This is a genomic window from Anaerococcus vaginalis ATCC 51170 (genome assembly GCF_000163295.1).
Taxonomy (GTDB): Bacteria; Bacillota; Clostridia; order Tissierellales; family Peptoniphilaceae; genus Anaerococcus; species Anaerococcus vaginalis.
Window position 1 is genome coordinate 203,453 of the sequence record NZ_GG700527.1, and the last position, 14,220, is coordinate 217,672.

The 14,220-nt window shown below is 28.8% G+C and carries 11 protein-coding genes; 6 read left to right on the forward strand and 5 right to left on the reverse strand.

Features of this window, described 5'->3' with window-relative positions; all coding sequences use genetic code 11:
* The first annotated feature begins 125 nt into the window (after positions 1–125).
* The 4 genes from mprF to HMPREF0078_RS01070 all read left to right on the forward strand — a co-directional run bounded on the left by mprF (position 126) and on the right by HMPREF0078_RS01070 (position 4,938).
* Entirely contained in the window at positions 126–2,630 is a 2,505-nt protein-coding gene (gene mprF, locus HMPREF0078_RS01055) for a bifunctional lysylphosphatidylglycerol flippase/synthetase MprF (RefSeq protein WP_004838167.1), read from the forward strand.
* Between the two features lie 92 nt (positions 2,631–2,722).
* Positions 2,723–3,241: a peptidylprolyl isomerase gene (locus tag HMPREF0078_RS01060; protein WP_004838169.1), complete on the forward strand. Its 519-nt coding sequence runs from the start codon at positions 2,723–2,725 to the stop codon at positions 3,239–3,241.
* Between the two features lie 90 nt (positions 3,242–3,331).
* The gene (locus tag HMPREF0078_RS01065) at positions 3,332–4,393 is read left to right on the forward strand and encodes a hypothetical protein (RefSeq protein ID WP_004838170.1); all 1,062 of its coding nucleotides are present in this window, start codon (positions 3,332–3,334) and stop codon (positions 4,391–4,393) included.
* Between the two features lie 8 nt (positions 4,394–4,401).
* Positions 4,402–4,938 carry a phosphoribosyltransferase family protein gene (locus HMPREF0078_RS01070; protein WP_004838171.1) on the forward strand — a complete coding sequence of 179 codons (537 nt, stop codon included), beginning with the start codon at positions 4,402–4,404 and terminating at the stop codon, positions 4,936–4,938.
* Between the two features lie 78 nt (positions 4,939–5,016).
* Here the strand turns inward: HMPREF0078_RS01070 and HMPREF0078_RS01075 are convergent, their stop codons facing one another.
* The 5 genes from HMPREF0078_RS01075 to HMPREF0078_RS01095 all read right to left on the reverse strand — a co-directional run bounded on the left by HMPREF0078_RS01075 (position 5,017) and on the right by HMPREF0078_RS01095 (position 8,531).
* Complete coding sequence (locus HMPREF0078_RS01075; RefSeq protein ID WP_004838172.1) at positions 5,017–5,574, reverse strand: manganese efflux pump MntP; 558 nt, start codon at positions 5,572–5,574, stop codon at positions 5,017–5,019.
* A gap of 78 nt (positions 5,575–5,652) precedes the next feature.
* Positions 5,653–6,978 carry a S41 family peptidase gene (locus tag HMPREF0078_RS01080; RefSeq protein ID WP_004838173.1) on the reverse strand — a complete coding sequence of 442 codons (1,326 nt, stop codon included), beginning with the start codon at positions 6,976–6,978 and terminating at the stop codon, positions 5,653–5,655.
* A 45-nt stretch (positions 6,979–7,023) separates the two neighbouring features.
* On the reverse strand, positions 7,024–7,587 hold the full coding sequence (locus tag HMPREF0078_RS01085) for a tRNA (mnm(5)s(2)U34)-methyltransferase (protein WP_004838176.1): 564 nt from the start codon (positions 7,585–7,587) through the stop codon (positions 7,024–7,026).
* Positions 7,574–8,125 (reverse strand): ImmA/IrrE family metallo-endopeptidase, encoded by a 552-nt coding sequence (locus tag HMPREF0078_RS01090; protein WP_004838177.1) that lies wholly within the window; start codon positions 8,123–8,125, stop codon positions 7,574–7,576. The genes HMPREF0078_RS01085 and HMPREF0078_RS01090 overlap by 14 nt, the downstream gene beginning before the upstream one ends.
* A gap of 7 nt (positions 8,126–8,132) precedes the next feature.
* Positions 8,133–8,531 carry a helix-turn-helix domain-containing protein gene (locus HMPREF0078_RS01095; protein ID WP_004838178.1) on the reverse strand — a complete coding sequence of 133 codons (399 nt, stop codon included), beginning with the start codon at positions 8,529–8,531 and terminating at the stop codon, positions 8,133–8,135.
* Positions 8,532–9,027: 496 nt separating this feature from the next.
* Here HMPREF0078_RS01095 and purH point away from each other — a divergent pair, with 496 nt between their 5' ends.
* Together purH and HMPREF0078_RS01105 are read left to right on the forward strand one after the other, a co-directional pair.
* Positions 9,028–10,533 carry a bifunctional phosphoribosylaminoimidazolecarboxamide formyltransferase/IMP cyclohydrolase gene (gene purH / locus HMPREF0078_RS01100; RefSeq protein WP_004838180.1) on the forward strand — a complete coding sequence of 502 codons (1,506 nt, stop codon included), beginning with the start codon at positions 9,028–9,030 and terminating at the stop codon, positions 10,531–10,533.
* Positions 10,534–10,543: 10 nt separating this feature from the next.
* Positions 10,544–14,212, forward strand: coding sequence for a phosphoribosylformylglycinamidine synthase (locus HMPREF0078_RS01105; RefSeq protein ID WP_004838181.1), 3,669 nt, complete (start codon positions 10,544–10,546; stop codon positions 14,210–14,212).
* The last annotated feature ends 8 nt before the right edge of the window (positions 14,213–14,220 follow it).

The following is a 14,220-nucleotide window of genomic DNA, read 5'->3' on the forward strand; positions in this document are numbered from 1 at the left end:
AGGAGTTGTTTCTAAAGTTATAGCTTAATTTAGCTAAAAATTTGAAATAAAATACTTTCATTAAAAGGCGGGGAAGTCCCCGTCTTTTTTTAAAGATTATTATTGAAATTTTATGAGGAAATTAAATGAAAGAAAAATTGAGTGATTTTAAGGAAATATTTAAGAAAATATTTTTTATATCTGTATTAATTCTTGTAATTGTAGAATTTAGAAAAATATCCAAAGAAATAAAGGTTGAAGATGTAAAATTTATTTTTTCTAGCTTATCGGTTATTACATTACTTTTTATGGGAATCTATGGAATTTTTGCTAATATTCCAGCAAGCTTGTATGATTTTATTTTGAATGAAGAGCTTGGAAATGATTATGATAAAAAATACATAGGAGAAACTGGATTTTGTATTAATAATTTTAACGATCTTTTGGGGCTTGGTGGATTTATTTCTATTGGACTTAGAACGGCTTTTTACGGTAAGGGACATGAAGCTACAAAGCTTGTGAAAAAAATCTTACAACTTTTGGTATTTTTGCCATGTGGCTTGTCATTTTTTTCTATTATTTCCTTAATTTCTTTAATATTTCGCTCAAATCCAAATTTACAAAGTTATATGATTTTGCTTGTTGGTGCAAGTTTGTATATTCCTTTTGTATTGGCTTTGTCTTTTTTTGGAAAGATTAAATTTTCTAGAAAAAATCAAATAAAATTATTTTTAATCTCAATTGCTGAATGGTTTGGAGTTATGAGTGCCTTTGTGGTTATTGGGTATTTAATGGGGATTAAATTTGATTTGCTTAGTTTATCAACTTTGGTTGTTGCTGCAAATATTGTAGGATATATTTCTATGATTCCTGGTGCCATCGGTTCTTTTGACCTTATAATTTTGTTTGCTTTAAAAAGTCAGGGTATAAATCAAGAATTGGCACTTGCTTGGATTCTTCTTTATAGAATGTTTTACTATGTTGTTCCATTTTGCCTTGCTTTTGTATTTTTTACTAAAAATTTTACAATTGCTTTTCAATTTAAGGAATCTGCTTTTATAAAAAGACTTTTCAAAAATATTCTTTTGGTTTTGAATACTTTTTTGTTGTATATTTTTGGACTTTTTATGATTTTGGCTGCAACTTTGCCAGATAAGGCTTATGGTGGAGGTCTTCTTACAAAATTAAATCCTATAAGAGCATCAGCTATTTATCAGTTTCCATCTCTTCTTTTTGGATTTATATTTATAGTTATGGCAAGAGCTTATATTTCAAAACAGAAAAAATCTTTTCTTTTAAATACCATAATGTTAATTCTTGTATTTTGCTATACTTATATAACTGGTTATAGTTTATCTACTCTTATTTATATTTTTATAATGTTTGTAATTAATCTTATTACAAAAGATGAACTTTATACTAAGCAATTTATTTATGCTAGCGAAGATAGGTTTATTGATTTACTTTTGACAAATTTTATGCTCATAGTTTATGTAGGGAAAATTTTGAAACGTGGATCTATCATTGATGTGAATATTAGTGAGGCTAATGATTTTATTTTGATTCCTTTTGAGTATAATTTTATTTCAATAATTGCTACTATATCAATAATTTATTTTATTGTTTATCTTTTGGTTAGGAATTTGCAAGGGGCTAGGTTAAAAGTTGGGGAAAAATTTGATTATGATAGGTATATAAATTTACTTAAAAATCAGGGCGGTTCCAAAGAAGCCTTTCTTTCTTTTTTGGATGATAAGGATCTTTATTGGTTAAAAAATGATGAATGTGATTTGGCTTGTCTTCAAATTAGGACTGTGGGCGATAAGGTAATTGTCATGGGGGATCCTATTGGAAATGAAAAATATTTTGATGAGCTTTTGGAAAAATTTATTTATGAAGCTGATGATTTGGGTTATAACATTGTTTTTTATGAAATAAATAAAGATATAACAATGAAAGTTCATGAATATGGTTTTAATTTTATGAAATTTGGGGAAAGTGCAAATGTAAATCTTGATGAGTTTAATCTTGATGGTAAGAAAAAGAAAAATCTAAGAAAAACTATAAATAAACTTGATAGAGATGGATATAGTTTTGAAATTTTGCAAGGACCTTTTGATGGAAAAACTATAAAAAGACTTCAAGAAATTTCTAATTCTTGGCTTGGAGAAGGCAAAGAAAAGGGATTTTCTTTGGGATTTTTTGACAAAGATTATTTGAATAACGGAGATATTGCTGTAATAAAAAATCCTAATCAAAAAATAATTGCTTTTGCAAATTTATCGCCAATTTATGTAGAAAATTGGGCAACAGTTGACCTTATGCGTTATGAAGAAAATGTTGATGGCTTGATGGATTATTTGTTTATAAATATTTTCACATATTTGAAAGAAAACAATATAAAATATTTTGACCTCGGCATGGCCCCACTTTCAAATGTAGGAGTTATGAGACATTCGTTTTTACAAGAAAGAATGGTATATACAATTTTTAAATTGGGAGATCATTTTTATTCTTTTGAAGGGCTAAAGGCTTACAAAGATAAGTATGCAAGTTTTTGGGAAGAAAAATATCTTTCCTACTCTAGAGGTTCATCTTTGATTTTTTCTGCAATGACCTTATTTTATGCTATAAATAAAAAGGCGAAATAATTTTGTGGAAAAATCAAGGACAATAGTATAATAAATTATGAATTTATACAGAAAATTAAATTCTAATAAAAACAATTTTAAAGGAGAAATAAATGGAAAATCCAATAGTTACATTTGAAATGGGAAATGGTGCAATCTTTAAAGCTGAATTATATCCAGAAATTGCTCCAAATACTGTAAATAATTTTATTTCATTAATAAAAAATAATTTTTATGATGGCTTAATCTTTCATAGAGTTATAAAAGATTTTATGATTCAAGGAGGAGATCCACAAGGAAGTGGAATGGGTGGCCCTGGATATGCTATAAAAGGAGAATTTTCTTCAAATGGTTTTGAAAATAATTTGGCTCACGACAAAGGGGTTTTATCAATGGCAAGATCATTTATGCCAGATTCTGCAGGAAGCCAATTTTTTATAATGCACAAAAAAAGTCCACATCTTGACGGAGATTATGCAGGATTTGGAAAAATAATTGAAGGCATAGAAGAAATTGATAAAATCGCAAATGTAAAAACAGATTATAATGACAGACCTGTTGAAGATGTAAAAATTAAAAAAGTTACAGTTGATACAAAGGGAATTGATTATCCTGAAGTTGAAAAAATGTAAATTTAAGGCAGATTAATTTCTGCCTTTTTTTATTTTCTAAATATGGTATAATTTTATTCGGATTTTTAAAATAAATTTTTAGGAGGTCTTATGACTTTTAATGACATTATGGCAGCCTTGGGTGTAGTAATTAATGGAATTCCCCAAGCACTTTTGGCACTTTCGGTAGGTTTTTCTGCATTTCCAACTTCGCTTGGTTTTGCTGTGGGAGTAGTTGCTTGTATGCTTTTGCAATCTCCAATTCCAATTTCTATGCAAGCTGAAACAATTGCCCTTGCAGGATCTTATGGCGATAATATTAGGGAAAGATTGTCGGTTGTATTTTGGGCAGGAATTATTATGTCCATACTTGGAATTACTGGAAGCTTAAATTTTATTGTTGATTTGGCTGGAGTTTATGTATTAAATGGAATGATGGCAGGAGTTGGATTGATTCTTGCAAAAATTGCAATTGATGGACTAAAGCTTGAAACAAAAATGGTAAGTTTAATTTCTATAATTTCAGCCCTTATAACATATTTTGTTTTTGGAAGAAATCTTGTTTACACTATTATAATTTCTGTTGTTATTTCTTCAATTTATGCAAATATTATGAAAATGGAAATAGGAAAAGAGATAAAAAAAGAAGAAAGAAAACTTTCTATTAAAAAACCTATTTTAAATAAAAAAGTTATCAGAGGTTCTTTATCTCTTGCTTGCCTTACAATTGGTGCAAATATTGCTTTTGGAAATATTACAGCATCTCTTGGGGATGGAAATTTGACAGCAAATATTGACCATTTGACAATCTATTCAGGTCTTGCTGATTCTGTTTCTTCACTTTTTGGTGGAGCGCCAGTTGAAGCAATAATTTCAGCCACAGGAGCAAGCGATAATCCAATTAATTCTGGAATTTTGATGATGGCAATTCTTGGGGTAATAATGTTTATGGGATTTTTGCCAAAACTTGGAAAATATGTTCCAGGAGAATCAATCCACGGATTTTTATTTGTACTTGGCGCTCTTGTAACTGTTCCAACAAATGCAAATCTTGCTTTTGCAGCAGGAGGCGATACAATATTAGTTGCAGGTATAGCTATGGCAACAACTGCAGCAAGCGATCCTTTTATGGGACTTGTAGCAGGAGTAATTCTTAAATTTATAATTTTATAGGAGATTTTATGGATTATTATAAATTAAATGTGTGTGGAGTCGAAAGAAATTTGCCAATAATACAAATATCAGATAATTTAAAAATTGCATCATTTGTTTTATTGGGAGATACAGAGCTTGCAACAAAAGCAGGATATGAATTAAGTAAAAAAATTGATTGCGATATAATTCTTACAGCAGAAGCAAAAGGTATAGCCCTTGCACATGAAATTGCAAGAAATATTGGAGAAAAATCATTTGTAGTTGCAAGAAAATCACAAAAATCCTACATGGAAAATCCTGTAAGTGTAGAAGTAAATTCAATTACAACAAAAAATACCCAAAAATTATTTTTGGATTTTAAAGATGTAGAAAAAATAAAAGGAAAGAAAGTAGCCCTAGTTGATGATGTAATTTCCACAGGAGAATCTATAAAAGCTTTAGAAAATCTTGTGAAAAAAGCAGGAGGAGAAGTTGTTCAAAAACTTGCGATTCTTGCAGAAGGAGATGCAGCTAATAGGGATGATATAATATTTTTAGAAAAACTTCCAATTTTTGAAATTTAATATAGAAATAGAAGAAAAAACTTAAATAAATTAAACTTCCAGAAATTGGAAGTTTTTTTAATTGCAAATAAAAAGCACTTATTGTAAAAATAAGTGCTCAATTAGAATTTTTGTTCCTAATAAAATCAAAATTACTCCACCAATAAGCTCTGAAATTTGTTTGATTTTCATGCCCAATTTATTTCCTATTTTAAAGGCTATTGATGATAGGATAAAGGTTGTGATTCCTATTATTGTGCTTGAAGAAAATATATTTACATTCAAAAATGCAAAGGAAACTCCAACTGCCATTGCATCAATGCTTGTTGCGATTCCAAGTGAGAATAAAGATTTTAAACTTAAGCCGTGGCTTATTTCACAGCTTGCATCTTTTGATTCTTTTATCATTTGAAAGCCAATTATAAATAATAAAATAAAGGCAACCCAATGGTCAATTGCTTTGATTGAATTTGCAAAACTTGATGCTAGAAAATAACCAATTATTGGCATAATTGCTTGGAAAATTCCAAAACAAAGTCCAATGCTTAGGGTATTTTTTATGTTATTTTCTTTTATTTGAAGACCTTGACAAATGCTTGCTGCAAAAGCGTCCATACTAAGTCCGATAGCTAAAATTAAAATTGAAATAAGACTCATTGCTACTCCTTTTTTTCGGAAAAAATTTATCAACGAAGAAACTATACTTGATATTTTTATATAAGCAAATAGAAGGCCTTAGCCTTCTATTTCTATAATTTTTTGTATTATTGGTTGGTCTTTTATTTCATCAAACCTATTTGAATCTATATTTATGTCAGGATTTGTTTTTTCTATTTCATTTATATATCCTGATTCAGTCACTCCGATTTCTTTTGGAAATCTCAATACATATCCAGAATTTGGCAAATCAATTTGCAAAGGATCAGTTCCAATTCCATCTCCCTTGCTTTGGCTTCCTACAATTGTTGCAAGTTTTGTTTCTTTACAAAAAGATGCTAGCATTTCTGCTGATGAAAATACTGATGAATCTATAAGAAGATAGATGTGTCCTTTAAATTTTATGGAATCTTCACTTGGGATTATTTTTGCAGGATAATTTGTGTAATAATCAAATTTTGAAAGTATCTGTTTTGTATCATTTGAAAAATTACTTGCATTTAAAAATTCGCTTACGCCTTCTTTGTATTTTTCTTGGCTTATTACTTTCTTATTTAAATCTCCTTTTTTGATAAAAGAATAATAACTTGTAGAATATGGCTTATCTATAATTTGTGGAAGAAGAAAATCTTGCCAATATCTAGAATCGCCACCAGTATTTCCTCTTATATCAATAACTAGAGCTTTTTTATTTTTTGCTTTTTTTAGATAAGTTTTCAATTTTTTTCGGTCATAATTTGAATAATCATAATTTACCATTGAATTAATTTTTAAATATCCTATCTTATCATTTATATCTTTAGCTTCAATATTGTCTGTACGAATTTCGTTTGAATTTTCTGTTGCCTTGCCTAAAATATTATTATTTTTATTTATTATAGCTTTTGTTTCATACTGGTTGTATTTCAAATAATCATTTATTTTTTTATTATCTAAATTGTACCTTCTTCTTACATTTTCCTTTTCATAAACATGGCTTATATAATGACGCCAATCATTTTCTGGCATTTTGTAGTAGGTTATATACATTTCAACTGCCTGATTTTGGTCAATTATTTGGGTGTGGTCGTTATTTAGCTCATACAAAATTTTATTCATTCTCAAACCAAAGTCCACATCATTTTTGGAATTTTCTATATATTTTTTGAAGGTTTCTTTTTTTCCTAACCAGTCAACATTATTAATTTTCTTATTTATGTCAAAATAAGGATAATAAGTTTCTAAAATATCGTAGGCAAATTCAAAATCTTCTATGTATTTATCCTTTGTCAAATCTCTCATCTTTTTTTCTTCCAAGCTTGGAAGATTTATTTTTTCGGCATTTTTTGGACTTGTAAAATTCAAAAAAGCCAAAATAAGTAAGAGTGAAATTATAGCAAAGGGAAAAAGTCTTCTTTTTTTCATCTAATTTATCCTTTCCTAATTAATTATAACAAATAAAAATTTCTTTTACACTTTTCTTATAGAAACAAGGAAGGGAGGTGTGTTTATTTGATTATAAAAATTATATTTTATGACTTGAAATGTTTTTTGATCTAGATTTTTTAAAAATTCTCCCACATATTTTTCCTCATTTTTCCCTTCATCATGACCTGGATAAAAAGTTATAAGAATAAGTCCATTTTTATTTAATAAATTTAAACATGACTTGAGAGATTCTATCACAGACTTATAATTTGTTGTAATTGACTTATCTCCTTTTGGCAAAAATCCCAAATTATAAATAAAAAGGTCGATTTTTTCTTCTATATATTTTTCAATATTTTTGTGATCATCAAGGATAAATTTAAAATTTTTCCTTTGACCTATAAGTTTTTTACATCTTTCTTGTGAAAGTTTTTGTATATCAAAAGCATACAAAATTTTTGGATTTTTCTTATCCAAAATAAATTTTGAATCATTACCATTTCCTGCTGTCATATCGCAAGCTCTTATATTATTTTCCACTCTATTTTCTATCAAATAATGGGAAAGTTTTACCGGATTATTTATAATTTCATCAGTATATATCATGATTTCTTATATCCTTGCCGTCAATATCCTTAAAAAAATTAGGATCAGCTTCTTCTTTTTTTATATTCATGCCCATCCTGTGCATCTCATTTAATTTAAAAATCATAAGATTTACATTCACATTATACATAGAGGCTAGTTGGTTGTAAGTGTAGCCTGCTTTTACATCATTTATCAATTCTTTTTCATCCAAAAGAAGATGAGCTGCAAAAATATTTGCACACAATTCCATTTCGCTATTTATATCAAAAAGTTCATACTCAATCAGATTTTCATTTTTTGCCATATCTTTGTGATAAAGGTCATGGCCCAATTCGTGAGCAAAAACCATATTTTGAATTCTTTTGTCAACAAAGGGATTGTAAAAAACAAAAGAATTTCTTTTGATAATTTTATACATACCCAAAAGTTTTGTATTTTCCTTAAAAGCAATTATATTTACGCCTCTTTGAATTAAAATTTCTTTTGGATTTCTGCTGTCATATTTTTTAATTAATTTTTTTACATCATCAAAAATTTCATCGTATAAAAAAGACATATTTCACCTAATCCTTGTGAGGATTATATTTTTTATTTTTATTTTTTGCAATATAGTAGGCCTCTTGAATAGAATCGAGGATTGCTTTTTTATCTTCCTCATTTATTTCTCCGCCAGCCATAAGACCAATTACCCCATCAACCATTTCCTTTGCATCTTTTGCTCCCTTGTAGCCATATTTTTCTCTAACATCAAGAATAAAATTCTCCTCATCAGTTACAAGATAATCGTGGCTAGTGTCCAAAACCTCTGCAAGCTTATCATAAATTTTTCTATATCGTGGTTTCGATTCTCCCATTTCATATCTCGAAATAGTTTTTAAAGAAACACCAACAAGCTTAGCTAGCTCTTCTTGAGTTAAATTTTTATTTTCACGAAGCTTTCTTAACTTAGATTCAAAACTCATAATTTCTCCTTTTAACAGACACTCAAATTCTTGAGCATCTTAAATTTAATCAAGTCATTTAATGTCATAATTATACAATATCAGTCATTCAAATTCAAGGAGAGAGAATATGGGAATAATTGCTAAAATTGCATAGAAATTATTGAAGATATAGGATAAGTGGCAAAAGCAAATACAAAACTAGAAAAATGTAGATTGCAAAAAATTATTAATTTTCTTAAAAAAAAATAAAAATATATCTTTAATTTTTAAAAATATTGTGGTATGATTATTTTACATTCATTTGGGGGTATTTATCATGGATTTTATTTTTAAAATTGAAAAATTTACAATTATGATTTTATCTATGAAAAAAATTGAAAGGCTAAGATCTTTCTGCGAATTTCTATGCCCAAATTTGTCTATGAATGGAGTAATGTTTTATCAGGGAAGCTAATTTTGTTAGCTTCCCTTTTCTTGTCTTTAAATTTAGACTAAAAGCTTATGGGAGGGATTAATGAGAGCTTTAATATCTGTTACTGAAAAAAAGGATGTAGAAAAACTTGCTAGAGGTTTGAATGAATTAGGTGTGGAAATTGTATCTACTGGCGGTACATATAAAAAAATTAAAGAAAGCGGAGTAGATGTAAAAGAAATTGAAGAGATAACAAATTTTCCTGAAATTTTGGACGGCAGGGTAAAAACTTTATCTCCTTATGTTCACGGAGGAATTCTTTACAAAAGAGATGACGAAAATCACAAAAAAACTGTGGAAGAAAATAATATCAAAGACATTGATATAGTTGTTGTAAATTTGTATAAGTTTGAAGAGTCCTTAAAGAGTAATGATATTGACAATATTATTGAAAATATTGACATAGGCGGACCAACTTTGATTAGATCTGCTGCCAAAAATCACAAGGACTGCATAGTTTTGACTGATCCAAGTGATTATGATGAATTTTTGGAAAAATTAGAAAATAATCAAGTTGATTTGGAATACAGAAGATATTTGGCTATGAAAGCATATTCTCTTACGGCTTATTATGATAGTGTAATTTCTAGATTTTTCAAAGATTTGACCAAAAAAGAAAGCGAATATAAAACTTATGGTCTTAGAAAAATTGAGGATTTAAGATATGGAGAAAATCCAAGCCAAAAAGCAAGTCTTTATGAAGATACTTATGCAAAAGGACTTTTAAAAGATATAGAAATTTTACACGGAAAGGCAATGAGTTTTAATAATTACAATGATTTAAATATTGCTTTGGAACTTGCAAAGGAATTGGGAGAAAATTCTTGTGTAGCTTTAAAACACCAATCTCCTTGTGGAGCTGCTATTGGAGAAAATGCTTTTGATGCTTACAAAAAAGCATATGAAGCTGATTCATTATCAATTTTTGGTGGAATTGTTGCCTTAAATGGAGTAGTTGATGAAAAAACTGCAAGCATGATGAGTGAAATTTTCCTTGAAATTATTGCAGCAAATGACTTTACAAAAGAGGCTTTGGAAATTTTATCTAAAAAGAAAAATGTTCGTCTAATAAAAGTTGATTTATCAAAAGATATGGTTGAAGAAGATGTTAAATATTTGGAAGGAAAAGTTTTAGTCCAAGATACCGATTCAAAAGAAGATGATTTTGAAGTTGTAACTGAAGTAAAACCAGATAAAAAAGATATTGATGATTTAAAGTTTGCAATGACAGTTGTAAAATATACCAAATCTAATGCCATTGTAATTGTTAAAGATGGAAAAACTTTGGGAGTTGGTTGTGGACAAACTTCAAGAATTTGGGCTTTGGAATCAATCAAAAATAACCACCCAGATGTAGATTTTACTGATTCAATTATGTCATCAGATGCCTTTTTCCCATTTGATGATTGCGTAGAATTTGCCCACAAAATTGGAGTAAAATCTATTATCCAACCAGGCGGATCAATTAAAGATAAGGATTCAATCGATAAGTGCAACGAATACAAAATGTCCATGGTATTTACCAACAACAGACATTTCAGACATTAAGGATAAAATCATGAAAAATTTGGTTAAGAGAGTTTATGTTAGAAAAAAAGACAGGTTCGATTACAAGTCCAAAGAAGTTAAAAAAGAAATAGAAAATCTTTTAAAAATAAAATTAGAAAAATTAAATATTTACAACAGATACGACCTTGAAATAAGCGATGAAAATTTGGATAAGGCAATTAATAATGTCTTATCCGAAAGAAATCTTGATTATGTCTATGCAAAAGATGAGGCAAAAAAACTTGAAGATTCATTCGAATCTGCTCTTGCAGTTGAATATCTTCCAGGTCAATTTGACCAAAGAAGAAAGGGAGTTCTTGACACTCTAGATTTAATTTTGGATGAAAAAACAGACTGTAAAACTGCAACAGTCTATGAATTTTCAAAATTAAGTGAAAATGACCTTAAAAAAATTGAAAATTATCTAGTAAATCCAGTTGATAGTCACAAAATTGATTTGAAAGAAATGCCAGAAAGTTTGGATACAAAAAGGGAAAAAAATCTTGAAAATGAAATTTATGATGGATTTATAAATTATTCTGATAAGGAAATTTCTGATTTTGTAAAAGATCATGATCTTGCCATGGATAATAATGATTTAAAAATGGTTAGAGATTATTTTAAAAAAGAAAATAGGAATCCAAACGAAACAGAAATAAAAATTTTAGATACTTACTGGTCAGACCATTGTAGGCACACAACTTTTAATACCAGTCTTGATATTGATATAAAGGCAAAAACTGTTCTTGATGAGGCTATTAAAAATTCTTTTGAAAAATATTTAAAAATGAGAGATGAGCTTGATATTAAAAAGCCAATAAATCTTATGAGTTTTGGAACAATTCTTTCAAAATATATGAGAAGTAAAAATGACTTTGATGATTTGGAAGTTTCAAGTGAAATAAATGCTTGCTCTGTTTATGTGAAAGTTAGGGTAGAAAAAGATGGCAAGGAAAATCTTGAAGATTATCTTTTGATGTTTAAAAATGAAACCCACAACCATCCTACAGAAATTGAGCCTTTTGGTGGGGCATCAACTTGTCTTGGGGGAGCAATTAGAGATCCACTTTCAGGAAGAAGCTATGTCTACCAAGCTATGAGAATTACTGGGGCTGGAAATATTTTGGAAGATGTTGATAAGACTATGGAGGGAAAACTTCCACAAAGAAAAATTTCAAAGCTTGCTGCCAAGGGATATTCTTCCTACGGAAATCAAATTGGTCTTGCTACAGGATTTGTAAAAGAAATTTTCCACGAAGGCTACAAGGCAAAAAGAATGGAATGTGGGGCAGTTATAGCTGCAGCTCCAAAAGAAAATGTAAAAAGACTTACACCAAAAAAAGATGATATAGTTTTATTAATTGGAGGAAGAACTGGAAGAGATGGAATTGGTGGAGCAACAGGTTCATCAAAATCTCACAAATTAACTTCAATAATTACAGAATCTGCCCAAGTTCAAAAAGGAAATGCTCCAGAAGAGAGAAAACTTCAAAGATTATTTAGAAGAAGTGAAGTTTCAAAACTTATAAAAAAATGCAACGATTTTGGAGCTGGTGGAGTTTCAGTTGCAATCGGAGAACTTTATGATGGAATTGATATAGACCTTTCCAAAGTAAAATTAAAATATGAAGGATTAAAGCCATCAGAAATTGCAATTTCAGAATCCCAAGAAAGAATGGCAGTTTTAATTGATAAAAATGATAGGGAAGAATTTGAAAAATATTGTAGGGAAGAAAATGTAGAAACAGCTTTGGTTGGTGTGGTTACTGACACAAATAGGATGAGAATGTTCTATGAAGATAAAAAAATTGCAGATATTTCCTATGATTTTATAAATACAAATGGAGCTAATAGAAATGCGAAAGTTCATTTTGTAAGCGAAGAAGTTCCAAAATATTTGACAGAAAAATCAGATAATCCAAAATATTTTTACGAAAAAATAAAAGACTTAAATGTTATTAGCCAAAGAAATCTAATAGAAATTTTCGATTCGACCATCGGACAAAATACAGTTTTACAACCTCTTGGAGGAAAAAAACAAGTAAATCCATCCCAAGCCATGGTTGCAAAAATTCCAGTAAATGAAGGAAAATCCAAAACTGCTTCAATAATGTCCTACGGTTTTGACCCATATTTATCAGAAAAAAGCCAATATTTAGGAGGATATTACGCAGTAATTGAATCAATTGCAAAACTTGTTTCTGTTGGAAGTGATTTGGAAAAAATAAGATTATCTTTCCAAGAATTTTATGAAAAAATGGACAATGAAAAATCTTGGTCCAAACCATTAAAATCCCTTTTGGGAGCCTTTGAAGTAACAAACTTTTTCAAAATGCCTCCAATCGGTGGAAAGGATTCAATGAGTGGAAGTTTTGAAGATTTGAATGTTCCACCAACCTTAATTTCTTTTGCAACAACAACTGAAGATATTGAAAATATAAAATCAAATGATTTGAAAGGAAAAGGAAAAATTGGTCTTATTAGGGCAAAATATAATTCTGATATGACTATTGACCTTGACCACTTTAAAAATTTATTGGAAAAATTAATAAAGGCTATGAGAGATGGAAAAATTATTTCTACTATTGCCCTTGATAATAAGGGAATTTTAGCAAATATTTACGAACAAGCCTTGGGAAATTCTAATTTTACTTTAGATTTTGATAATTTATATACTCCAATGTTTGGATCTTTTGTGGTTGAATATGTAGAAGATTTAGATTTTGTTGAAAAAATCGGAGAATTTTCAAAAGATTTAATTGTAAATGAAGAAAAATTAGATGGTGAAAAATTAGAAAAATCTTATTTACATGAACTAGATCAAATTTTTGCTCCAAAAGAAGAAATTCCTTATGAAAAAATCGACCAAAAAGAGATGAAAGTTTCTCTAAAATCAAAAAAACCAGTCGACAAGGTCAAAGTTTCAATTCTTGCCGTAACTGGAACAAATTGCGAATGGGATACAAAGAAAGCCTTTGAAAAATACGGGGCAGAAGTTGAGATAAATTTATTTAGAAATTTAGATAAGAAAGCTATCGAAGAATCTATTGAAAATCTTTCTAAATCAATTAAAAGCTCACAAATTTTTGCTATTCCTGGAGGATTTTCTATGGCAGATGAGCCAGATGGTTCTGGTAAATTTTTGGCAAATATTATAAGAAATAAAAAAATAAAAGATGCCATTGAATATATGCTTGATGAAAATGATGGATTAATAATTGGAATTTGTAATGGTTTCCAAACTTTGATTAAAACTGGACTTCTTCCTTATGGAAAAATTAAAGAAATCGAAGAAGATGACCCATCATTAACTTACAACACAAATGATAGACACATTTCAACAATCGTTGACACAAAAGTTTTAAATAATCAAAGTCCATGGACAAGTGGTCTTGATTTGGATGTAACTTACAAAATTCCAATTTCTCACGGCGAGGGAAGATTTATTGTAAATGAAGAAAAATATAAGGACTTATTAGAAAATGGTCAAATTTTTTCTGTATACGAAATAAATCCAAATGGCTCTGATTATAATATTGAGGGGATTTTATCAAAAGATGGTAAAATTTTGGGAAGAATGGGCCATGTTGAAAGATTAGATTCAGATTTATACAAAAATATTTACGATAAAAAAGAACAAAAAATATTTGAAAATGCAATAAATTATTTTAAAAAATAGGAGGCTTT